19 protein-coding genes are annotated in these 21419 nt (G+C 71.3%); 8 read left to right on the top strand and 11 right to left on the bottom strand.

From position 1 onward, the window contains the following. Positions 1–206: 206 nt before the first annotated feature. A complete protein-coding gene (locus AB0G11_RS21875) occupies positions 207–1736 on the bottom strand; it encodes an N-acyl homoserine lactonase family protein (RefSeq protein WP_357587744.1) in 1530 nt (509 codons plus the stop codon). Between the two features lie 92 nt (positions 1737–1828). On the opposite strand from AB0G11_RS21875, the gene AB0G11_RS21870 reads away from it, so the two are divergent. After that, positions 1829–2374 carry a GrpB family protein gene (locus tag AB0G11_RS21870; protein ID WP_357587742.1) on the top strand — a complete coding sequence of 182 codons (546 nt, stop codon included), beginning with the start codon at positions 1829–1831 and terminating at the stop codon, positions 2372–2374. Between the two features lie 53 nt (positions 2375–2427). On the opposite strand, the gene AB0G11_RS21865 is transcribed toward AB0G11_RS21870, so the two are convergent. From AB0G11_RS21865 to AB0G11_RS21855, 3 genes are read right to left on the bottom strand one after another with little or no spacing between them, the layout of a single operon-like run. Beyond that, positions 2428–3882, bottom strand: coding sequence for a hypothetical protein (locus AB0G11_RS21865; RefSeq protein WP_357587740.1), 1455 nt, complete (start codon positions 3880–3882; stop codon positions 2428–2430). A 36-nt stretch (positions 3883–3918) separates the two neighbouring features. Then, entirely contained in the window at positions 3919–4605 is a 687-nt protein-coding gene (locus AB0G11_RS21860; protein WP_357587738.1) for a response regulator transcription factor, read from the bottom strand. Between the two features lie 5 nt (positions 4606–4610). After that, positions 4611–5708, bottom strand: coding sequence for a histidine kinase (locus AB0G11_RS21855; protein WP_357587736.1), 1098 nt, complete (start codon positions 5706–5708; stop codon positions 4611–4613). 125 nt (positions 5709–5833) lie between these two features. Between AB0G11_RS21855 and AB0G11_RS21850 the strand changes: the two genes are divergently transcribed. Both AB0G11_RS21850 and AB0G11_RS21845 read left to right on the top strand, forming a co-directional pair. After that, entirely contained in the window at positions 5834–6223 is a 390-nt protein-coding gene (locus AB0G11_RS21850) for a hypothetical protein (protein WP_219507123.1), read from the top strand. A 134-nt stretch (positions 6224–6357) separates the two neighbouring features. Then, positions 6358–7023 (top strand): maleylpyruvate isomerase family mycothiol-dependent enzyme, encoded by a 666-nt coding sequence (locus AB0G11_RS21845; RefSeq protein ID WP_357587734.1) that lies wholly within the window; start codon positions 6358–6360, stop codon positions 7021–7023. 331 nt (positions 7024–7354) lie between these two features. On the opposite strand, the gene AB0G11_RS21840 is transcribed toward AB0G11_RS21845, so the two are convergent. The 4 genes from AB0G11_RS21840 to AB0G11_RS21825 form a co-directional block, all read right to left on the bottom strand. Next, positions 7355–8137 (bottom strand): alpha/beta hydrolase, encoded by a 783-nt coding sequence (locus AB0G11_RS21840; protein WP_357587732.1) that lies wholly within the window; start codon positions 8135–8137, stop codon positions 7355–7357. Between the two features lie 71 nt (positions 8138–8208). After that, positions 8209–9324, bottom strand: a complete 1116-nt coding sequence (locus tag AB0G11_RS21835; protein WP_357587730.1) for a serine hydrolase domain-containing protein — start codon at positions 9322–9324, stop codon at positions 8209–8211. Positions 9325–9413: 89 nt separating this feature from the next. Then, positions 9414–10922, bottom strand: a complete 1509-nt coding sequence (locus AB0G11_RS21830) for a serine hydrolase domain-containing protein (RefSeq protein ID WP_357587728.1) — start codon at positions 10920–10922, stop codon at positions 9414–9416. Between the two features lie 32 nt (positions 10923–10954). Continuing rightward, the gene (locus AB0G11_RS21825) at positions 10955–12022 is read right to left on the bottom strand and encodes an FAD-dependent monooxygenase (protein ID WP_357587726.1); all 1068 of its coding nucleotides are present in this window, start codon (positions 12020–12022) and stop codon (positions 10955–10957) included. Between AB0G11_RS21825 and AB0G11_RS21820 the strand changes: the two genes are divergently transcribed. Continuing rightward, positions 11979–14882 (top strand): BTAD domain-containing putative transcriptional regulator, encoded by a 2904-nt coding sequence (locus tag AB0G11_RS21820; protein WP_357587724.1) that lies wholly within the window; start codon positions 11979–11981, stop codon positions 14880–14882. The two genes, AB0G11_RS21825 and AB0G11_RS21820, sit on opposite strands and share 44 nt — an antisense overlap. A gap of 201 nt (positions 14883–15083) precedes the next feature. On the opposite strand, the gene AB0G11_RS21815 is transcribed toward AB0G11_RS21820, so the two are convergent. Then, positions 15084–15905, bottom strand: coding sequence for a helix-turn-helix transcriptional regulator (locus tag AB0G11_RS21815; protein WP_357587723.1), 822 nt, complete (start codon positions 15903–15905; stop codon positions 15084–15086). Between the two features lie 100 nt (positions 15906–16005). On the opposite strand from AB0G11_RS21815, the gene AB0G11_RS21810 reads away from it, so the two are divergent. Together AB0G11_RS21810 and AB0G11_RS21805 are read left to right on the top strand one after the other, a co-directional pair. After that, a complete protein-coding gene (locus AB0G11_RS21810) occupies positions 16006–16743 on the top strand; it encodes an SDR family oxidoreductase (protein ID WP_357587721.1) in 738 nt (245 codons plus the stop codon). Positions 16744–16769: 26 nt separating this feature from the next. Further along, complete coding sequence (locus AB0G11_RS21805) at positions 16770–17585, top strand: oxidoreductase (RefSeq protein WP_357587719.1); 816 nt, start codon at positions 16770–16772, stop codon at positions 17583–17585. Between the two features lie 129 nt (positions 17586–17714). Here AB0G11_RS21805 and AB0G11_RS21800 read toward each other — a convergent pair whose 3' ends face one another. Next, the gene (locus AB0G11_RS21800; RefSeq protein ID WP_357587717.1) at positions 17715–18641 is read right to left on the bottom strand and encodes a TIGR03564 family F420-dependent LLM class oxidoreductase; all 927 of its coding nucleotides are present in this window, start codon (positions 18639–18641) and stop codon (positions 17715–17717) included. Between the two features lie 90 nt (positions 18642–18731). Between AB0G11_RS21800 and AB0G11_RS21795 the strand changes: the two genes are divergently transcribed. Both AB0G11_RS21795 and AB0G11_RS21790 read left to right on the top strand, forming a co-directional pair. Next, on the top strand, positions 18732–19346 hold the full coding sequence (locus AB0G11_RS21795) for a TetR/AcrR family transcriptional regulator (protein ID WP_357587715.1): 615 nt from the start codon (positions 18732–18734) through the stop codon (positions 19344–19346). Between the two features lie 132 nt (positions 19347–19478). After that, positions 19479–19718 (top strand): hypothetical protein, encoded by a 240-nt coding sequence (locus tag AB0G11_RS21790; RefSeq protein ID WP_357587713.1) that lies wholly within the window; start codon positions 19479–19481, stop codon positions 19716–19718. Between the two features lie 77 nt (positions 19719–19795). Here the strand turns inward: AB0G11_RS21790 and AB0G11_RS21785 are convergent, their stop codons facing one another. Then, positions 19796–21418 carry a CotH kinase family protein gene (locus AB0G11_RS21785; RefSeq protein WP_357587712.1) on the bottom strand — a complete coding sequence of 541 codons (1623 nt, stop codon included), beginning with the start codon at positions 21416–21418 and terminating at the stop codon, positions 19796–19798. Between the last annotated feature and the right edge of the window lies 1 nt (position 21419).

Genomic DNA, 21419 nt, shown 5'->3' with positions numbered 1-21419 from the left:
CCGGCGGCGCCCCGAGGCGTTCCTGCCGAGGAGGGGGCGCGTCAGGGGGCCGCAGCAGCCGGTCGGCTTGGCGGAGGACGGCCCGCAGGTACTGGCGGGTGGCGGCGGGGCCGGCTGGTGTGTCCGGGTCGATGAGCATGCGGTACATGGCCGCCCCGACGATCATGTCGATCACGGTGTCGAGGTCGGCGTCGTCCGCGTGGAGGTCATCGGAACTCCACTCGCCCCAGGTCGGCGCCGGACGGGGGCGGCACAAAGTGGGGGGTGTGCCCGGGCCGCAGCCGCCAGCCGGGGGTGAGGACGCTCTCCATGTACCGGCGCAGCTCCCGTACCCCTTCCTCGCCGGGCGTCCCGTGGGCGAACGCGGAGGCGACCAGGCCGGACTGGTAGCGGGTGTTGTCGTGGGCGAACAACGGCACGGTGGCGGGGTCGGCGGCCAGCAGGCTCTGGATGCGCCGGGCGGCCTCGAGCTGGCGGGTCGTGTCGACGCCGCCGATGGTCATCTGGCGGACCTGGTCCGTGGCCAGGTGGGGCAGGGTGTAGAGCGTGTCGCCCATGAACAGCACGCTGCCGGAGTCCAGGCGCAGCAGCACGCACATGTGGCCCGGCGAGTGGCCGGGGGTGGGGAGCAGGACGAGGCTGCCGTCGCCGAAGTGGTCCTGGGCGGCGGGGAACGGGCCGAAGGCGCCGGAGTCGAAGGCGGGGAAGGACAGGTTGTCCTTGACCAGGTCGAAGGAGTACGGGTAGACCGTGCCGTGCTCCCAGTCGCGGCGGTCCAGCACCACCGTCGCCTGGGGCAGGCCGCGCAGCCCGCCGGCGTGGTCGTCGTGGACGTGGGTGAGGAACACGGTGGTGATCTCCCTCGCGTCGTAGCCGAGCCGGGCCAGACGTACCCGCAGGTCCTGATCGGGGGTCAGCCTGTACTCGTCGCGCTGGGTCAGCAGGCGCGAGACCATCTGGTTGTGGTTGTAGTACCCGTCGTGATCGTGGGCCTGTTCCCAGTTGACGCCGCTGTCGACCAGCAGGAGGCCGTGCCGGGGGTGGTCGATGAGGTAGGCGAACACCGGCACCGCGATCTGCGCCTTGTCCACCAGGGTGCGCAGGTAGCCGTTCAGCCCTTCCCAGCCGTCCAGACCGCCGTAGAACTGGCCGTACGTGACGATGGTGTCGCCGGTGTGAATCGGGAACACCCGTACGGCGCCGTCGTCGATCCGCCGCCGCGCGCCCGGGGCGCGCACGGCCGCCCGCCGCTCCTGCTCGCCCCGCGCCAGCACCTCGCGTCGCTGCCGTTCCACCCGATCGACGGACAGCACGCCCAGCGCTCCCAGCACCAGCCCGGCGCCGCCTGACAGGAAGGCGCGCCTGGTGCTCCGCGCCTCCCGCCCGCCCGCCGCCCGGCGCCCGCGCAGGAAGGCGGCCGCCGCCCACACCAGGCAGGCGACGGCGGCCAGGGCGAGCAGCACCGGCAGGTCCGTGACGTAGTAGACGACCGCGAGGTAGAGCCCGAGGGTGCCCAGACCGGCCAGGACCCCGAGGTACGCCGGCACCCGGCGCCGTGTGGCCGGCCGGCCGAACACGCCGGGCCACAGCAGCCCGACCACCGCCCCGGCCAGCAGCAGTCCATAGGCCACCAGCAGCGGCACCGGCACGTCCTTCATCCGCAGCACGACCAGCCACGCGGCGCCGACCGCGAACGCGGGGGCGAGTAACCCGATCTTGCCCAGAACCTTCAGCATCTCGGCCACCTCCAATTTGTATACGCATACGGATGCGTTTACATAATAGGACTGCCGTAAGCCCTGGTGCGCCCAGCAGGGACAATCAGGGCATGGGCGATTCGATCGAGGTCGTGGACCATGACCCGGCCTGGCAGGCGGAGTTCGCCGCGATCGGGAAGACGTTGCGCGGGGCACTCGGCGACGGCGCCCTACGGGTGGACCACATTGGCTCGACGTCGGTGCCCGGCCTCGCCGCCAAGCCGGTCATCGACATCCAGGTCTCGGTACGCTCGCTGGAACCGCTGGACGCGTACAGGATTCCGCTGGAGCGGCTCGGCCTGACGCATCGGGCGGACAACCCCGAGCTGACCAAGCGCTACTTCCGCGAGGCCCCGGGCAGCCGCCGCACCCACGTTCACGTACGCGAGCTCGGCAGCTTCTCCCAGCAGCTGCCCCTGCTGTTCCGCGACTACCTGCGCGCCCATCCTGACGCCGCGGCCGAGTTCGCCGAGGTGAAGCGGCGGTGCGCGCGGCAGTTCCGTGATGACCGGCACCGGTATGTCTCCGCCAAGGAGCCCTTCGTCTGGGACATCGTGCGCCGCGCCGACACGTGGGCCCAGCGCGTCGGCTGGCGGCCGGGCCCCAGCGACGCCTGACCCGGCCGACGCCACCACCCCGCGGGGCATGGACGGGCACCCGTGACGCCGGCTCACTGCTTCTGACCAGGTAAGACCGGCCCGACCTGGCGGGTGCGGAGCCTGGTGAGCGCGACGATCAAGAGCGCGATCGAGGACCAGGCGGCCCAGTCGCCCAGGCTGGTGTAGACGGTGGAGGCGCCCTGCCGCGGCAGCGCCGCGTACACCGTGTTGACCGTGCTCACCGTGCTCACCGTGCTCACCGTGTTCACCGTGTTCGCCGTGTTCACCCCGGGCTCGCCGCTGCGGCCCTCGGCCAGCACCCGCCCTCGGGTGTCGCTCACCGTGAGGAACCCCTGGCGGGCCGCGCGAGCCACCGACAGCCCGCTCTCCACGCCGCGGACCATCGCCATCCGGCTGTGCAGCCAGGCGTCGTCGTCGAAGTCCCAGGCGGGCGCGAGCAGCGCGGTGGCGCCGGCCTGGCGGTACTGCCGCACCAGCCACGGGAAGTCGAGGTCCTTGCAGATGATCAGCCCCAGGGTGGTCCGGTCGAGGAAGGCCAGCGCCCGTCCAGGGGTGAACTCCGACTCCAGCCCGGGTATCAGGTGGTGTTTGTCGTAGCGGACGCCGGTCGGGGTGGCCAGCGCGGTGTTCGTCCGCGTCGCGCCGGCGCCGCGCGCGACGCCGGTGACGACCTCGACCCCCGGCCCGGCCGGCGGCAGCCGAGGGGTGTCGGCCTCGAACGTCTTCTCCGGCAGCACCACGATCTCGGCCCCGCGGGCGGCGGCCGCGTCGACAGCCTGGCCGTAGCGCTGGAGCAGGTCGCGCCCCTGCGGGGAGTCCAGCTCCGCGGTGTCGCGCGGGTGGTCGGTGGAGATCAGCGCGACCGTACGGTGCCCCTCGCCGTCCTGGCCGGCGCCGAGCCGGGTGAAGCCGTACGCCGCGACCAGCGCCGCCAGCGCGCCCGCGGTCACCGCGACGTGGAGCCGGTGCGTCGCGCCGGGCGCGAGCAGCGCGGCCACGGCGGCGGGCGCGAACAGGAGCAGGAAGGTGATCCCCCACACTCCCGTGACGGACGCCGTCTGCAGGACGGGCAGCACGTCGGCCTGGGTGTAGGCCAGGCTCCACCAGGCGCCGTGCGGACCGGCCCGCGCCATCAGGTATTCGACGCCGACCCACAGCGCCGGCACGGCGAGCGCGGCCGTCAACGGCCGCCGCCGCGCCAGCAGCGAGCGGTGCAGCAGCACGCCGAGGCCGTACAGCAGCGCCGGCCCGCCGAGAAGACCGGCCGCCACCAGGGCGGGCATCTCGATCGTCCCGGCGAAGTACGGCCACAGCTGGAGCTGCCCGCCCAGCCAGGCCAGGGCGCCCGAGGCGAACGCGAGCCAGGCCCCCACCCGGGGAGCGGCGACCAGCACGGGCAAGGGAGCGAGCCAGGTCAGCCAGGCCACGGGGTGCAGGCCGGTGCCGAAGTGCAGCAGGACAGCCGAGGCCAGAGCCGCGACGAGCGGGATCAGGGCACGTCTCATGGCGACGATGTTGCTGGAGGCGACCCCGGTGGCGCGTCAGTCCTGAGTATGATCCCCGAGGTCACTCTCACCGGCGACCACCAGGCCGCATTCGTAGGCGAACACCGCCGCCTGCACCCGGTCCCGCAGGCCCAGCTTCGTCAGGATGCGGCTGACGTGCGTCTTGACCGTGTGCTCGGTGACCACGAGCGTGGCGGCGACCTCGGCGTTCGACAGGCCGCGGGCGACCAGCCTGAGTGTTTCGCGCTCCCGCTCGGTGAGCGCCTCCAGCCGTCCCGCCAGGCGCGGCATCGGGTCGTGGGCCGGCCGTCTGACCAGGCTCTCCAGCAGCCTGCGGGTGGCGGCGGGAGCCAGCAGCGCCTCACCGGCGGCGACGGTGCGCACCGCGTGCGCCAGCTCGTCGCGGCGGATGTCCTTGAGCAGAAAGCCGCTCGCGCCCGCGCGTACGGCGTCGTACACGTACTCGTCCAGGTCGAACATCGTCAGCACCAGCACCTTCGCGGAGGTGGTCGCGCAGATCTCACGGGTGGCCTCGATGCCGTTCCGGCCCGGCATCCGCACGTCCATCAGGACGACGTCCGGACACAGCCGCCCGGCCAGCGCGATCGCCTCGTCGCCGTCCGCCGCCTCCCCCACCACCAGCATGTCAGGTTGAGCGCCGAGGATCAGGCCGAACCCGGCCCGGAAGAGATCCTGGTCGTCGGCGACGAGCACGCGCAGCATGTGCGCTATTCAAGCGGAAAGACGGCCCTGACCACGTATCCGCCGGCCGGTCCCGGCCCGGCGGTGAGGGTCCCGCCGCACGCCGCCGCGCGTTCCCGCATGCCGATCAGGCCGTAGCCGCTGCCGCCTCGGGCCGGGCCGCCGCCCTCGTCGGCGAGCTCGACGACCAGCTCCTGCGCGGTCCATCGCAGTCGCAGCCGTACGGCGTCCACCCCGGCGTGCTTGCGCACGTTGGTGAGGGATTCCTGGACGATCCGGTAGACGGCGGCTTCGAGGCCGGCGGGCACCGGCCGCCGCTCGCCCTCCACGGCGATGTCCACGTCCAGGCCGCTCCGCCCGGCCAGCGAGGCGAGCCCGTCCAGGCGCGGCTGCGCCGGCCCGAGGTCCTCCCCCGCCGGGACGGCCGAGGTGCGCAGGGCCGCGAGCAGGCCGCGCAGCTCGGTGAGCGCCCCCCTGCCGGTGTCGGCGATCGCGTCGAAGACGGCCTCGGCCCTGGGCGCGTCGCTCCGGACGACCACGGGCCCGGCCTCGGCCTGCACGACCATCAGCCCGACGGCGTGCGTGATGATGTCGTGCATGTCCCGGGCGATCCGCGCCCGCTCCTCGGCGACCGCAGCGACGTGCTCCTGTTCGAGGCGGCGTGCCCGTTCGGCCAGTTCCGCGGTACGTGACCGGCTCGCCCGCGCGCTGGTGCCGAGCGCGTACGCGGCCACGAAAGCGATGCCGACCAGGCGGAACGTCTCGCTGTCCTCTCCCGGCAGCGCCAGGGACACCCCGACGATGGCGGCGATCGCCGGGATCGCGGCCAGCCGCTGCCACGCGGGGCTGCGGTCGGCGATGGTGTGGACGGCGACCAGCGGGCCGAACGGCAGGAACGGCTTCTCCCAGAAGACCATGACGCTCATCGCGGCGCCGACCAGCAGCGCCACCGTCATGGGTGCGCGCCTGCGCCAGTAGACGGGCGCGGAGGCGGCCACGCCCAGGGCGACGATCCACCACGCCTTCGGGCCGGACACCAGCAGCGGGCCGAGGGTGGCCGCGGTGGTGACCGCCGCGATCACACCGTCGCCCCGCCGACCGGACAATCCACCGATCCAGGCCATCGGCCCATTATCGATCCCGAGCGAACGCCCGCGGAAATGAACCGAGCACGGGCCTGCGGCTCCTGTGTGATCATTGGCGAGTGCGACCTACGGGTAAGCCCTCCCGGCCATCCGTTCTGAAATGGGTGCTCATCGGGGCGGCCATCGGCGCCGCGCCTTTCCTCCTGCTGTACGCCGTCGTGGCGGTCCCCCAGTGGATCACCGATCATCGCTTGGCGAGCTTCGAGGAGCGAGCCCTCGAACATCCGATGCCGCCGGGCACGACGTTCGCCGGGTCCGAACCTCAGGAGCCCCTGAACGGGGACTCCGGCGACTGCTGGGTCGGCTTCACCTTCAACCTCCGCACCGAACGCCCGCCCGAGGAGATCAAGCGCTACTACGAGGCGGCTCCCTTCATGCGGGCTGACACGCACTTCTCCGAGCCGAGCGTCATCGTCCTGCAGAAGTCCGCCGGCCACGTGTCGGTCGCCGTCGATATGATTTCCTCCGGCACCTGGGACCTCCGCTGCTGGTGAACGCATCGCGCGGCCGTGGCCCCGTACCGGCAAGTCACCGATGATTTCGCGCCCTGGCGGAGGTCTTCACCTTCGCCCTTCCTGACCGACCTGACGCGAGGACTCCTGTGACTGACGAGAAAAGGCCGTCCGACATGACCGATCCGGCACCGGAAGCACGCGGCAGCCGCGCGGCTGACCTCTGGCCGCTGGTGCGTGCCGAACGAGCGGCTCTGGCGGGCGACCTGGCGGGACTGACCGCCGAGCAGTGGGAGACGCCGTCGTTGTGTGCCGGGTTGACGGTGCGGGAGGTGCTGGCGCACCTCACCGCAGGGGCGAGCCTCAACGGCGTGCGGTGGCTGGCGGGGGTGATCCGCTACCGGTTCGACTTCGACAAGCAGGTCGCCATGCGGCTGGCCGAGCAGCTGGGCGCGACCACGGCCGAGACGCATGACAGGTTCCGCCGCGTCATCACGAGCACCACCAAGCCGCCGCTCCCGGTCATCGCGATGCTGGGTGAGACGGTCGTGCATGCCGAGGACATCCGGCGGCCGCTGGGCATTCGCCACGACTACCCGATCGAGACCCTCACCCGGGTGGCCGAGTACTACCAGGGCTCGGACCTGGTCGTCGCCGCCAAGAGACGGATCACCGGCCTGCGGCTCGTCGCCACCGACGGCCCTTTCGCCACGGGCTCCGGCCCGCTGGTGTCCGGCACCACGCTGGCGCTGGTGATGGCCACGACCGGACGCTCGGTGTTCTGCGACGAACTTGACGGCGACGGCGTCGACATCCTGCGCGACCGGCGCGACATGACCTGACCCGGGGTCCGGCGGTCACGGCAGGTTGCCCAGGGCGTACCGGGTGGCGCTCCGCCTGCGCCTCGCTCGGCAGCGTGCACGGATCCACCTGCACAACCGCCTCCGCCGTCCCCCTGCCAGGCGACGCGGACGGCGTCCCACCGGCGGACGTACTGAGGACGGCCGTGCCGCCGGGCCCTCCAGCACCGCCCGGGGCCGCCCGCAGCAGAACCCCGCCCGTCACCAGCGCCGCCACCGCGCAGCCGCTCCGGGGCGATGTAGCCGGGCGAGCCCAGCAGCATGCCCGACCGGGTGAGCGTCGCCTGCCCCTCGACGATGGCGATGCCGAAGGTCAGGGCAGAAGCCGTTGAACATCCTGAAAAATCCGCTCGGTGGCGGCGATCGCCGCCTCGTCGAGATTCTGGATGAAGCCGTGCTCCAGGCCCTCCTCCCGCCTGCTTGTCACCGCGACACCGGCTTCGCGCAGCCGCCCGGCATAGGCTTCGCCCTCGTCACGCAGGGGGTCCCGCTCGGCGGTGATCACCACGGCGGGCGGCAGGCCGTGCAGGCTGGGCGCGCTCAAGGGGCTCGCGGCCGGGTCGGCGGGGTCGGGCGTCCAGCAGGAGATCGCCTCGCGCAGGAACGCCGGGTCGAGCCCCCACCCGCCCTGCTCCCGGACGCTCGCCGACGCGAGCGTGAGATCGGTGTTCGGACAGATGAGCACCTGCGCGGCGGGCAGCGGCTCCCCGGCGTCGCGCAGCCGCAGGCAGGCCATCGTGGCCAGGTAGCCGCCGGCGCTGTCCCCGGCGACGGCCCACGGCTTCGCCCAGCGCAGCACCTCGACCGCGTCGTCGATCGCCGCCGGGTAGGGGTGCTCGGGTGCGAGCCGATAGTCGACGGCCAGCACCTCCACGTCGCAGGCGGCGGCGATCCGGCGGCAGATGCGATCGTGGCTGTCGAGGTCGCCCAGGATGAACGCGCCGCCGTGCAGGAACACGATCATCGGCCGGGGCCCGTCGGCCGGCCGGTAGTGGCGCAGCCTCAGCCTGCCGGGGCCGCTCAGGTCGCTGACGTGCGGCAGGCCGGGTCCGGGGACGCGGGTACGCGGAGCGCGCAACGCATTGAGATCAAGCACAGCCTGACATCCTTCCTCATCGGCTGAGTCACGGAGGGCACGGGTCTCCTGGATGCCACCGGTGTCCCGGTCTAGCCGATCGCGCGCAGCACTGCGGCGATGAGCCGGTGGTTCTCCAGCGCTCCGCCACCTCCGCCGGCGGCGAAGCGGTTGCGCGTGTAGCTGTAGGCGATCCCGTGGTGGGGGTCGGCGAACGACTGGGCGCCCACGGCGCCGCTGTGCCCGAACGCGCCGGTGCCGAGCTGGGGATAGCGAACCCCTTGGGCCTCGAACCCCAGGAGGAAGTGGTCGGGCTCACCGGTGACCAGGTCGGCGCCGGTCGAGTGTGGTCCGGTGAACTCGGCCAGGGTCTCAGGGGTCAGCAACGGTGGCCGGCCGTCGACCTCGGAGATGGCCGCGGCGTAGAGCGTGGCCAGGCCGCGGGCGTTGCCGACGCTCCCCGAGGAGGTGGGCCCCAGCGCGCGCACGGACCGGGTGTTGGCGAATTCCACCAGGTCGGTCGGCGGGGTGGCGTTGAGGTTGAAGGCGATCCCGGTCAGGCTGTCCGGCGCGGGAGCGCGCTGCCCGTCGTCACGCGCCGCCCGCACCGGCACGTAACGCGGCTCCAGGGCCTCGGGCAGCCCCAGGTAGAAGTCCAGGTCGTACGGGGTTCGCACCCGCTCGGCGTAGATCTCCTGGATCGACCGGCCGGTCACCCGGCGCACCACCTCGCCGATGAGCGCGCCGATGACGAAGGCGTGGTAGCCGTACGCGCTCCCAGGCCGCCAGTAGGGCCGCTGCGCGGCCAGCCGCAGGGCGAGCAGCCGGTCGTCGGCCAGCTCCGCCGCGCTGAAGCCGCCGTCCACGCCGATCAGCCCCGCACGGTGGCCGAGCAGGTCTCGGAGGGTGAGGTCGCTCTTGCCCGCCGCGGCGAACTCCGGCCAGTGCGCGGCCACGGCCTGGTCCAGATGCAGCACGCCGTCCTGGACCAGCAGTGCGACGACCAGGTAGGCCGCGCCCTTGCCGGACGAGTACAGCGCGAACAGGGATTCGCCGCGCACTCCCGGCCCGGCCCACAGGTCCACCACCTGCCGGCCGGCCAGCCGTACGGCGAGCTGCGCGCCCAGCCCGGGTTCGGCGGTGACGACTGCGGCGAACTCGTCCCTGACGTTCTCGAAGCCGTCGGCGACGGTGCCTGTGACCGTCATGGTGTCCACTCTCCTTCACCTGGCCTTGGCGACATTGAGGTGCCCTGACCGCTGGCGCAGACCAGCGGTCAGGGTGATCGAGGCGCCGGCTACTGAGCCGATCCGGCCTGGCCGCTGCCGAACACCTCGGCGACCAGACGCTGCGTCGCCTGCTGGAATGCCGCGCCCATGGACATGTCGGCGTCGTCCACGTAGTTCAGCGCGGCGGTCAACGTCCTGCCTCCGCCGGGTGTGCCGTACATCAGGGCCGCGTGGCCCGCCATGCCGCCGTTGTGCGTGATGACCGTGCCGCCGCCCGGCGTCTCCTGGACGAACACGCCCAGGCCGTAGCCGGCCTTGGACTCCGGCGTGCACATCTCGGCCAGCAGTTCGGTCGGCAGCAGCTTGCCGCCCAGCAGCGCGGTGACGAACGTCTGCAGGTCTCGGATGGTGGAGATCATGTCGCCGCCGCTGGAGATCCAGGAGGGGTTGTGCCGGGTGACGTCGACCGTCCGGGCCTGGCCGTCCTCCTCGTAGCGGTAGTAGGCGTGCGCGTGCGGGGCGGGGATGTCCTGCTCGGTGGTCGGCTGGACGGTGCCCGTCAGGCCGAGAGGCCCCAGGACGAGGCGCCGCATCTCCTCGGCGACCGAGCGGCCGGTGACCTTCTCGATCAGCAGCCTGGCCAGCACATAGTTGGTGTTGGAATAGCTCCAGTCGGTGCCCGGCTCGAACCTCGCCGGCTTGGTCAGCGCCAGTCGTACGAGCTCCTCCGGCCGGTAGCTGTGGAACCGGTTGTCCACCCACGCCTTGCCAGCGGGGGTGGCGGGGATCCCCGCCACGAACGTGCCGTCCTCGAAGTACTCGCCGGTGAAGTTGAACACCCCGCTGGTGTGCTGCAGCAGCATCCGCACGGTGATCCGCCGGTCCAGCCCGAACTCGGGCAGATAGTCGTCCACCGGGGTGTCCAGGGCGATCTTGCCCTCGGCCACCAGTCGCAGCACCACGGTGGCGGTGAACGTCTTGGTGTTGCTGCCGATCCGGACATGCCCGTCGATCGGCGGCGCTTCGGTCCCGGCGAGCTCGCCCGCCCCGGCGCTGCCTGCCCATTCGCCTTGCTCGTCACGCACCCGCAGCGTCACTCCGACGAAACCGGAGTCGACCATCTCCTGGATGAGCTTCCGCAACTCCGGGCGATCCTGTCCGGGCGGCGTGGCCGGAGCGGCGTCCAGAGCTGCGGTGATCTTGCGGGCCATCTCTGCCACGGTGGGACTGGGCTCGCCCTGGTGGGTGCGGGCGGCTGCCTCGACGGCGACGAGGACGGTGCGCCGGAAGTTGCCGGCCTCTGCCGCGGCCTGCTCCTTCAGCAGGCTCATGGAGGCGTTCAGGGCCGGCAGCACCTGATCGGCCAGCTCGGCCACGGACCTGCCGTACTTCACACCCTTGGGCGCCTTGGCGAGCACGTGCCCGACCAGCCCGGTCGCGGAGGTCAGGGCGAGGGAACCGTCGGTCCCGGCCTGGTGCGCCGAGCCGGCGGCGCCGACGGCGGACATCAGCGAGACGGCGCCCCACGCGGCGATCCGCAGGGTGTTCTTGTCCTGCTCGGTAAGGGTGACGGACATGATGGTGTGCTCCTTCGATGCGTTACGGAAAATCAATGGGATGGGCGGATGGTGCAGCCGAACGCCTTTGCCGCCTCTGCGCCCTTGGCCTGGTTCTCGGTGACGTAGGGGCGTAGTTCACGTTCGTAGGCGGGGAACGCGACGGTGTGGTCGCCGTCCGTCTCCACCAGGCGGGCCGCCAGCAGGCGGGCCCCGATCAGGGCCTGGGAGGCGCCCATGCCCGCCATCGGCGCCGCGCAGTAGCCGGCGTCGCCGACGAGGACGACGCGGCCGTGTGACCAACGGTCCATGACGATCTGGCAGGCGGAGAAGAAGGAGAAGTCGCGAGCCAGCCGCATCTCCTCCAGCAGCCGTGGCACCAGCCATCCCGCGCCGGCGAAGCGCTCGCGGACCAGGCGTTCCTTCGAGCCGCGGCCGAGCCTGTCCACGTCGGCCGAAGCGGTGGCGAACGACAGGCTCACGGTCATCCTGCCGGGGTCGCCGCAGCTGAACACGTGGACGGCCCTGCCTGGCCCGCTGTACAGCAGGCCCTCGTGGTCGAGGCCCAGCCGGTTGGCCGTGGTGAACCCGACACCCGACATGCCCAGGTGCTGGACGAAGTCGCGGTCGGGACCGAAGACGTGGCGGCGAACGCCGGAGTGGACGCCGTCGGCGCCGACCACCAGGTCGAACCTGCGCCCGGCCGCCCGTTCGAACTCGACGCTGACGCCGTCCTCGCCCTGGTCGATCGCGGTGATCGAGTCGTTGAAGACGTAGCAGACGTCGTCGGCGGTGATGCTGTGCAGGATGCGCGTCACATCGGGCTTGAGCACCGTCAGGTCGCCGGCGAGCGTCTCCCCGGGAACCTCACCGATCCGCTTCCCGTCACCGTCGACGAGCGTGATCGCTCCCAGTCCCGTGGCGTGATCGCGCATCTGCGACAGCAGACCCATGCCGTCCAGGACGCCGATCGCCTGCCCGCGGAAGTCGACCGCGTACCCGGTGCCGTGCAACGCGGCGGCGCGCTCCACCACGGTCACCGCGTAGCCCTGCCCGTGCAGCCAGTACGCCAGCGACATGCCCGCGACACCCGCACCTGAGATCAGCGCGTCTCCGCTCATGTGTCCTCCTGTCCTGTACGTGCCGCGGCCTGGAGAAATACTGAGCGAGGGCGTTGATACATTCGCCCATATGGTCTCTATGCGCTTCTCGCTCCTGGGCACAGTGGAGGTGAGCGCTGACGGGCATGTGCTGGGCGGAGCGCCCCGGCATCGAGCGATGCTCGCCTACCTTCTGCTGAACGCGGGAAGCACGGTGAGCACGGACCGGCTGATCGAGGCGATGTGGGGGCCGACCCCACCGGAGACGGCCAAGGCGCAGGTCCAGGCGTCGGTGATGGCGATACGCCGGATGCTGCGCGCGGCGCAGGCCGAGAACGTCGTGCAGACGCGTCCCGCCGGCTATGCCGTGGTGACGGAGCCGGGTCAGGTGGACGTGCACGAGTTCAGGCGGCTGGCCGCGGGCGACCGCGAGGAGATCCGCCAGGCGCTCGGGCTCTGGCGAGGGCAGGCGCTGGCCGACGTGCAGGCCGACTTCGTGCCCGCCACCCGGGCCCTGCTGGAGGAGCAGCGGCTGACGGCGCTGGAACGGCTGGCGGAGCTGGAGCTGGAGGCCGGGCGGTATGCCGTGCTGCTGGACGAGCTCGCCGCGGAAGTGGCCGGCCACCCGCTGCGGGAGCGCCTGCGCGGACAGTACGTGCTGGCGCTGCACCGATCGGGACGGCAGGCGGAGGCGCTGGCGGCCGCGCGTGACTACCGCACGACGCTGGCCGCGCAGCAGGGCCTGGACCCCAGCCGGGAGTTCGCGGCCGTCGAAGAGGCGGTGCTGAGAGACGACCGGCCCGCGGTGGTGAACTTCCTGCCGTACGACGTGCCCGACTTCGCCGGCCGGGACGCCGAGCTCGAGCGGCTCGCCCAGCTGCCCGACGGGGTGAGCGTGGTCGCGATCGACGGCATGGCGGGCATCGGCAAGACCACGCTGGCCGTACACGCGGGACACCTGCTCGCCGAGCGCTTCCCCGACGGCGCGCTCTTCGTCGACCTGCAGGCCCACACCGCAGGCCGGGACCCCGTCGATCCCGGCGACGCGCTGGAGATCCTGCTGCGCCAGCTCGGCGTCCCCGCCGAGCGCGTACCGCCAGGGACCTCCGAACGCGCCGCGCTGTGGCGCGCCGAACTGTCGGGGCTGCGCGCCCTGGTCGTCATCGACAACGCCGCCGACGCCCAGCACGTCAGGCCGCTGCTGCCCGGCGGTTCGGGCAGCATGGCCGTGATCACCAGCCGGCGCAGGCTGACCGACTTGGACGGCGCCCACGCCATCTCCGTCGACGTGCTCTCGGAGCGTGACGCGGTCGAGCTGTTCACCGGCGTCGTCGGGCCGCGCGCGCGGGCGGAGCCCGCAGCCGTCGCCGAGGTCCTGAGCCTGTGCGGGTTCCTTCCGCTGGCCGTGCGCATCGCCGCCGCGCGGCTGCGCCACCGTCCCCGGTGGACCGTGGACTACCTCGCCGTACGGCTGCGCGACCAGGGCCGCCGCCTGGCCGAACTGGCCACCGCGGAACGGGGCGTCGCGGCCGCTTTCGGACTGTCGTACGAGCAGCTGAGCGCCGACCATCGCCGCATGTTCCGCCTGCTCGGTCTCCACCCCGGCCAGGACATCGACGCCTACGCGGCCGCCGCGCTGGCCGGCCTGACCGTTACGCGTGCCGAGTCGCTCCTGGAAGACCTGCTGGACACCCACATGCTCCTCCAGCAGGAACCAGGCCGCTACACCTTCCACGACCTTCTGCGCGACCACGCCAGGTCAGCCGCCGTTCTGGAGGAACAGGACGCCTCCGCAAAGGCCGCCCTGACCAGGCTCTTCGCGTTCTACACCCACCTGACGGGCATGGCCGCCGACCTCAGGTACGCGGACAGGGTTCTCCCAGCTCCGCACGAGCCCGCCCCGGGCCTGGAGACCCCACCCCTGTCCGACCGCGCCGACGCCGCGGCCTGGCTGGACACCGAGCTGCCCGCCCTCCTGGCCGTCGGCGCGCACGCGGCGGAACACGGCTGGCACACGCAGGCCTTCTTCCTGTCCACGACCCTGTTCCCCTTCCTGGAGGAACGCGGCCGCCGCGGCGCCGCACTCACCCTCCACCTGCAAACCCTTTCAGCGGTACGGCAGGCAGCCGACCTGTGGAGCGAGGGCCGCACCCTCGCGGACCTGGCCAGAACTCACCACGCCCTGGGGAACGTGGCCCAGGCCGTCCAGTACGCCCACGAGGCGATCAGCACCTGCCGGGCGGCCGGCGACCCGGAGGGCGAAGCGGTGGGCCATCACTTCCTGGGCCACTCGCTCGAACGCCGAGGCGACGTCCACGGCGCCCACGACCACTATCGACAGGCACTGGAACTGTTCCAGAAGGCGGACAACCGCGTCGGCACGGGGGTCCTCCTGATCGACATGGGCGAGACCTACAGGCAACTGGGCAAGCCCGACCTGGCCCGCGACTACCTGACGCAGGCCCAGCGGATCAACCACGAGATCGGCAGCCAGGCAAGCCTCTGGAACGCCCAACTCGCCCTCGGCAACCTCCACACCGACCAGAGCGAGCACGACGCCGCTCGCCGCGCCTTCGAACGCGCCTACGCGATCAGCCGCGACCTCGGCCCGCACCTGCAGGCGGAGACCCTGAACGCCCTGGGCGCCGCCGCACGAGCCATGGGCGACCACCATCAGGCCCTCATCGATCACGACGCCGCACTCGCTCTGGCCACGGAGATCGACGATCCCCACGAAGCCGCCCACGGCCACCTCGGCCTGGCCAAGGCCCGTCACGCCCTCGGCCACACCGCCCTGACCCGTACTCACGCCCAGGAGGCGGTCCGCCTGCTCGAAGAGCTCGACAACCCCGCCGCTGACACCGCCAGAGCCCTCCTGTGACGATCTGGCTTACCTGTTCGGAAGGCCCGCCGGCACCGCGCTGACTGCTCACGTCCAGGCCCGTCCCTGTAGGAGAAGCTGACCGCGGACCCCGGCGGCGGCTCCCCGCTGTCACCATCGCGAGCATGCCGCGCACCACCACCGCGGCCGGCTGGCCTTGCGGCACCGGCTGCGCACCTCTTCCGGATTCCGGTGGCGCCCCTATTGGTCGGCGGTTGCGGCGAGGGTGCCGAGCAGGGCGAGCGCGTCCGCGCTCGCAGAGCCGGGCTCGGCGTGGTAGACGACGAGCTGCTGCCCGGGTGCGGCCCGTACGTCGAAGGCATGCATGCGCAGGGTGAGTTCGCCGACGTCGCGGTGGCGGAAGGCCTTCACCTCGGCGCGTTTGCCCCGGGCCTCGTTCGCCCGCCACAGTTCGGCGAACTCGCGACTGTGCGCCAGCATCGAGCCGAGCACCTCGCGTACGCGCGGATGGTGCGGGTCCTGCCCGTACAGCAGCCGGAAGCCGGCAACGGTGTTGACCGCGGCGGCCTCCCAGTCCTTGTAGAACCAGCGCGCGTCCGCATCGCGGAACAGCTTGTCCAGCAGGTTCGCCCCGCCACGGAACTCTTCGAAGAGCGCGTAGCCGAGCCGGTTTCCGGCGAGCACGTCGTACGCTCGCCCGAGCACCAGCGCCGGGTTGTCCGGCCAGCCGTCCAGCAGTTGCAGCAGCTCGGGATCCGCGCGCTCGGGGGTGGACCGCGCGGGCCGCGGGGTCAGCCCGGCGAGCCGGAAGAGATGCGAGTGGGCGTCGCCGTCGAGGCGGAGTGCGGTCGCCAGCGCGTTCAGCACCTGCGGTGACGGGTTGCGTTCCCGCCCCTGCTCCAGCCGCACGTAGTAGTCCGCGCTCACACCGGCCAGCAGTGCGACCTCCTCACGCCGCAGCCCCGGCACCCGCCGCCGTGACCCGGCGGGCAGGCCGGCGTCTTCGGGGCGTACGCGTGCCCGCCTGCCGCGCAAAAAGTCACCTAGATGCCGCTCGGTCATACGTTCAGCGTAGGAGGGAACGGGCGGCCCAGGGTGGGTGCGGGACTCCCATGCACACGGCGGCCTGTGGCGGACCAGCAGGCTGCCCGAGTCTCGAAGCATGACAGAGACATCGGAACAGAAGGTCGTACTGGTGACCGGCGCGAGCAGCGGCATCGGCGCGGCCACCGCCCGCACACTCGCGACCGCCGGACACCACGTGGTCCTCACCGCCCGCCGCACCGACCGGATCAAGGCGCTCGCCGCCGGCCTGTCCGCGGCCGGCCACTCCGCCGAGGCCCGCCCGCTCGACGTCACCGACAGTCCCGGCTTCCACGAGGTGGTCGAGGAGGTCGTGAACGCGTACGCCAGACTCGATGTGCTGGTCGCGAACGCCGGAGTCATGCTCCTGTCCCGGCTGGACGCACTCCTGGTCGAGGAGTGGGACCAGATGCTGAACGTCAACGTTCGCGGCCTTCTCCACGGCATCGCCGCTGCCCTGCCGATCTTCCGCCGCCAGGGAAGTGGCCATTTCGTCACGGTCGCCTCGATCGGCGCCCACCAGGTCGTGGAGACCTCCGCGATCTACTCCGCGACCAAGTACGCCGCGTGGGCGCTCACCGAGGGGCTGCGGCTGGAATCCGAGCCGGGCATCCGGGTGACCACCGTTTCCCCCGGCGTGGTCGACACCGAGCTGGCCGACCATATCACCGACCCGCTCGCCGCTGAGGTCATGCGCACGTACCGAGCCGCCTCGATCCGCCCCGAGGACATCGCGAACGCCATCGCCTACGCCCTCGCCCAGCCCTCCGACGTCGACGTCAACGAGATCGTTCTTCGTCCGTCCGCGCAGCGCTGACGGACTTGTCTCCCAAGGACGGCAAGATGAGCAAGACCTGGTTCATCACCGGCGCTTCCCGCGGCTTCGGGCGCGCGTTCACCGCCGCGGCACTGCAACGGGGCGACCGCGTGGTGGCGACCGCGCGGAACCTCGCGGCCCTCGACGACCTGGCGGCCGAGTACGGGGCGGACCTGCTGCCGCTCCGGCTCGACGTGACCGACCGCGCCGGCGTCACCGAAGCGGTCCGGCACGCCCACGCGGAGTTCGGCCGGCTCGACGTGGTCGTCAACAATGCCGGATACGGCCACTTCGGTATGGTGGAGGAGCTGTCGGAAGACGACCTCCGCGATCAGATGGAGACCAACCTGTTCGGTGCGGTCTGGGTGACTCAGGCGGCAGTGCCGCTGATGCGTGCTCAGGGAAGTGGCCACATCGTGCAAATCTCCTCCATCGGTGGCGTGGGCGCCTTCACGAACCTGGGCGCCTACCACGCCTCCAAGTGGGCACTTGAGGGGATCAGCGAATCGCTCGCGCTCGAAGTCGCCGCCTTCGGCGTCAAGGTCACCCTGGTCGAGCCGGGCGGGTTCGCCACCGACTGGGCGGGCGCGTCGGCCCGCCGCTCCCCGGCACTGCCGGAGTACGACGGCGTACGCGAGGCGGCCGCCGCACGCCGCAGTGTGCAGCCACCGGGCCACCCCGACGCCGCAGCCCGGGCCCTGCTGGAAGTGGTGGATGCCGCCGAACCGCCGCTGCGGGTGCTCTTCGGGGCCGCCGCACCGGGGATCGTCACCGCCATCCATGAACGGCGGCTCGCGGATTGGAAGCAGTGGGAGCGGCTGGCCTACGACGCACAAGGATGACCGGCCCAGCCCTCGGCCGAGGCAACCCCGGGTCCTTCGTCAGCACAGCGCCACATGCCGGCCTGCGTCTCTGAGTAGATCCGACCGTGGAGCTGTTCGGTCTGCTCGACGACTCAAGGACCATACGGGTCAGCTCTGGTGGCGCTCGGCTCGGCCCAGGGCCGCGAGCACTTCGATGGTGCGGTCCTGTTCCTGCGGGCTGCCGAAGGGCGCGGCCAGGAAATCGGTCGCGCCTGCGTCATGAAGCCGTCGCAGTTGGCGTGCGACCTGGGTCTCGTCCCCGACGATGACGACATCCTGGGGGCCGGCGGCTTGTTCCCGGTCCAGGACCGCCCGGTACTCAGGAACCTGGCCGGCCAGACCGAACTGTTCGGCGATCCGCCCGCGAACACCGTGTTCGTCGTTGGTCACGCTGACCAGCAGCCCGGCGACGACGCGCGGCGACGGGCGGCCCGCGGCGTCGGCAGCCTTGGTGATCGAGGGCACGATGTGGTCGCCCAGGGTTCGCGGGCCGGTCATCCAGGTCACGGTTCCGTCGGCGAGCTCCCCTGCCAGGCACAGCATCGCGGGGGCCAGAGCCGCCAGCAGCACCGGTGGCGGCGTCGTACCCGCGACGCCCACCTGGCCTGCGGCCGTCAGGGTCTCGCCCTGGTGGGTGACCGCCTCGCCCCGCAGCAGCGGACGCAGGATCGACAGGTACTCGCGCATCCGGGCGGCGGGGCGGTCCGCGGGCAGGCCGTACATGCCGGTGACCATCCTCGAGATTCCCGCCCCGATGCCCAAGGTGAGCCGGTTGCCCGTGGCGGCCTGCACGCTGAGCGCCTGGCTGGCCAAGACGAGGGGATGGCGCTGCGGAACGGGCACGACCGCCGTTCCCAGCTCGATCTCCGGAACCTGGACACCGGCTACGGCCAAGGCGGTCAGGGCGTCCCAGCCGAACGCCTGAGACGCCCACACATGGCTCATCCCGTGTTCGGCAGCACTGCGAACCTGGCGGGCGAGCTCGCCAGCCGTCGCCGGTCCCCGTAGATCGCCAACGGCCAATCCGATTTTCATCCTGCCGCTCCCATCATTGCCGGAGAGGTTCTCCGCTTAGGCTCGGCTAGAGTACGGAGAACCTCTCCGCTTATCAACCCAGGGACATCCATGACCCTCAGTCCTGGGGACGGTCGCCGCCCGCAGCGTGCCGACGCCCGCGACAACCGTGACCGGCTCCTCCAGGCGGCACGGGCGGTGTTCACCGAACAAGGTCCCCGCGCCTCGCTCAACAAGATCGCCCAACGGGCGGGCGTCGGACCCGGCACCCTCTACCGCCACTTCCCCAATCTTCAGGCGCTCCTCGTTGCGATCATCGGCGCGGACGTGGAGGTCGTCTGTGCCCAGGGCCGTGAACTGCTGGAGCATCCGTCACCCGACGAGGCGCTGCGCATCTGGCTACGCGCGATCGCCCGCCACGCGACCGCCATGCGGGGCCTGGTCGCGACCCAGATGATCGCCCAGCCCACCCCGGAGACCAGCACCGCCTTGACCGCCTGCCACCAGGCGATCCACGCCACGGGAGACGCCCTGCTCAGCCGCGCGCAGCAACACGGCAACGCCCCCGCGCAGCTCGACATCGCCGACCTCCTCATGCTCACCAACGCCATCGCCTGGGCCAGTGAACAGACGCCCGCAGACACTGGTCGCCTCGACCGCCTCCTCGGCTTGATCAACACCGGTGCCCCCGGCGGCGAGCAGCATACGAACGAAATGCCGCGGTAGACGGCGCTCAGGACTTAGGTAAGCGTGGATGACCGTTCCCGCGCGCTTGGCCTGCGGAATCATGTGGCTTCTGCTGAAGATGATGGGCCGCGTCCCCAGGTTCGAGGCGGCCTTCACCTCGGTGACGGGTGGGTGAGCAAGCTCATTGATCTCTATGTCGCGGTGGCGGCACTGGAGCGCGACCGGCTCAGCCACGTGGCCCAGAACTACCTGTCGGCCGAGACGTTCTCGCTGGCCAACGCTCCGCTGAAACCTGCAGGAACGCCCTGGCCGGGAAATCGGAGGAGCCGTACCGGCCGATCTCGGCCCTGCGGAGTCCGGGAACTGCGCGACCCGGCCGAACCCGAGTGGGACGAGCGACGCAGGCGGTGATGGCCGCTCGGAGTCTGTCTGCGGAAGTAGGGCGCGGGGCCGCACGTTGTCCCCGCGCCCTTGAGAAGCGCCGGCGATCAGGTTCCGCTGATCGCCTTGTCCGAGCCCAGGCTCTCGGTCCGCGTCTGCAGGAACGTCCGCAGTGTGTTCGCTTCGGTTTCGATCGCGGCCGTGTCGGCTCCATTGTTCAGTTTGTATGAGCTGACCAGGTTGTCGAGCAGCTTGGAGGCGCTGCCATCGGCCAGGAGTTTGTTGTACAGGTTTCTGTACTGCTTCTCGTAGACCTTCTTGAAGGTGGCGTTCTTGAGGAACTTCTCCTTCAGCGGGTGGCCCATGGTCATGCCGCCCCTTGGCCGGTCGCCCTGCGGGGGCTGGCCGTTCTGGCGAGGGCGGCCACGGCCGAATCCCATGCTGATGCTGTCGTGGACGCCCGCCGTGGCATCGCCGTTGAAGGCGAGGTTCAGATCCCACGTGATGACGGTGAACTTCTTGCTGCCCGAGTCGTACCAGAGGTAATAGTTCTTGCCCGGCCCGGCCATGTCGTCGAAGTTGACCATCAGGTTCTGCAGGGCCAGATAGCGGGCGAACGACTCCACGTCCAGCCGGTCGGCGAGGCCGGCGGTGAACTCGGCGTCGGAAGCTTCGTTCACCCATTTGACCAGGTCGATGACAGGCTGAAGGTCCTTGCCGCCGATCTTGTTGATCTGCTTGAAGTCGTTGACGTATTGGGTCTGGTCCTCGCCCTTGTAGGTGAAGGAGCCGGTGGCCAGCGACTTGTACAGGACGCCGTCGCCCAGGTCCTCGGCGTAGCCCTCGTCGAGGTACTCCACCAGCAGGCGCGGCGTCGAGGAACGCCCGTTCACGTTGAAGGAGCTGTACGTGGAGCGCTGCGTCGGCTCGCCGGCGGCGCCGACGACCGAGATGCCGAGCGCCTCGCTGAGCATCGTCGTCGAGCCCGTCGCTGCGGGTCGCACAGCCACCTGCGTGTGGCCCTGGTAGCGGCGGCCCTCGACGAACTCGTCGAAGCTGATCAGCCAGGGCAGCTTCTCGGGCTCCTCCGCCTTGAGCTGAGCGCCGAACATCCCGCCGCCCGGCCGCCCGTTCGTTTCCGGCTGCCCGTTCGTCATCGGCTGTCCGTTTCCCTGCGGCTGCTCACCGCCAGGCGGCTGAAACCCGTCCGGCGGCTGGAAGCCTTCGGGAGGTTCGAAGCCCTCGGGAGGTTCGAAGCCCTCGGGAGGTTCGAAGCCCTCGGGCGGCCGTCCGCCGGGGAAGCCGCCCCGGCCGCTGCTGCGGGACTTGCCGTTCCAGGTCAGGCCCATGAGCGTGGAGTTGCCTTTGAGCCGGACGCCTACGCTGGGGATGCGGGTCCCGTCGATGGTCAGATCCGCCTCGACGTACTTCTTCTCGCCACTGGCGTAGTACTCGGTCAGCATGTCCTGGTACGCCGCGTCGGTGAAGGTCAGCTTCACCTCGTGCCCGACCGTGGTGTCGAACAGGTCCTTGGTCCCGGTGAGGTTCGTCGTGACGGTGTCGGCCGAAGCGGTCCGGGCGGTGGTCACGTACGGGCGGATCGTCCCGCTGCCGAACACGCCCCAGCACGCGGCCAGGAAGGCGGTGCACAGCGCGACGAGCTTCCAATTGTGCCGGAGCTTGATCGGGATTCGGTGGCGTAGCCGTCGCCGGTTGGTGGGATGGGTCATG

This window comes from Nonomuraea sp. NPDC023979, from assembly GCF_040639085.1.
Classification (GTDB): domain Bacteria; phylum Actinomycetota; class Actinomycetes; order Streptosporangiales; family Streptosporangiaceae; genus Nonomuraea; species Nonomuraea ceibae.
The sequence above is the reverse complement of the archived record's forward strand: the minus strand, read 5'-3'. Positions and strand labels throughout refer to the sequence as shown.

Bases quoted from the DNA above. Each gene is read 5' to 3' on its own strand.
- AB0G11_RS21845 (WP_357587734.1), top strand. From the start codon at position 6,358: ATGACCGATCCGGCACCGGAAGCACGCGGCAGCCGCGCGGCTGACCTC.
- AB0G11_RS21865 (WP_357587740.1), bottom strand. From the start codon at position 3,882: ATGAGACGTGCCCTGATCCCGCTCGTCGCGGCTCTGGCCTCGGCTGTC.
- AB0G11_RS21875 (WP_357587744.1), bottom strand. From the start codon at position 1,736: ATGCTGAAGGTTCTGGGCAAGATCGGGTTACTCGCCCCCGCGTTCGCG.
- AB0G11_RS21820 (WP_357587724.1), top strand. From the start codon at position 11,979: ATGCCCGCGACACCCGCACCTGAGATCAGCGCGTCTCCGCTCATGTGT.
- AB0G11_RS21860 (WP_357587738.1), bottom strand. From the start codon at position 4,605: ATGCTGCGCGTGCTCGTCGCCGACGACCAGGATCTCTTCCGGGCCGGG.
- AB0G11_RS21805 (WP_357587719.1), top strand. From the start codon at position 16,770: ATGAGCAAGACCTGGTTCATCACCGGCGCTTCCCGCGGCTTCGGGCGC.
- AB0G11_RS21795 (WP_357587715.1), top strand. From the start codon at position 18,732: ATGACCCTCAGTCCTGGGGACGGTCGCCGCCCGCAGCGTGCCGACGCC.
- AB0G11_RS21825 (WP_357587726.1), bottom strand. From the start codon at position 12,022: ATGAGCGGAGACGCGCTGATCTCAGGTGCGGGTGTCGCGGGCATGTCG.
- AB0G11_RS21815 (WP_357587723.1), bottom strand. From the start codon at position 15,905: ATGACCGAGCGGCATCTAGGTGACTTTTTGCGCGGCAGGCGGGCACGC.
- AB0G11_RS21870 (WP_357587742.1), top strand. From the start codon at position 1,829: ATGGGCGATTCGATCGAGGTCGTGGACCATGACCCGGCCTGGCAGGCG.
- AB0G11_RS21800 (WP_357587717.1), bottom strand. From the start codon at position 18,641: ATGAAAATCGGATTGGCCGTTGGCGATCTACGGGGACCGGCGACGGCT.
- AB0G11_RS21855 (WP_357587736.1), bottom strand. From the start codon at position 5,708: ATGGCCTGGATCGGTGGATTGTCCGGTCGGCGGGGCGACGGTGTGATC.
- AB0G11_RS21830 (WP_357587728.1), bottom strand. From the start codon at position 10,922: ATGTCCGTCACCCTTACCGAGCAGGACAAGAACACCCTGCGGATCGCC.
- AB0G11_RS21835 (WP_357587730.1), bottom strand. From the start codon at position 9,324: ATGACGGTCACAGGCACCGTCGCCGACGGCTTCGAGAACGTCAGGGAC.
- AB0G11_RS21810 (WP_357587721.1), top strand. From the start codon at position 16,006: ATGACAGAGACATCGGAACAGAAGGTCGTACTGGTGACCGGCGCGAGC.
- AB0G11_RS21785 (WP_357587712.1), bottom strand. From the start codon at position 21,418: ATGACCCATCCCACCAACCGGCGACGGCTACGCCACCGAATCCCGATC.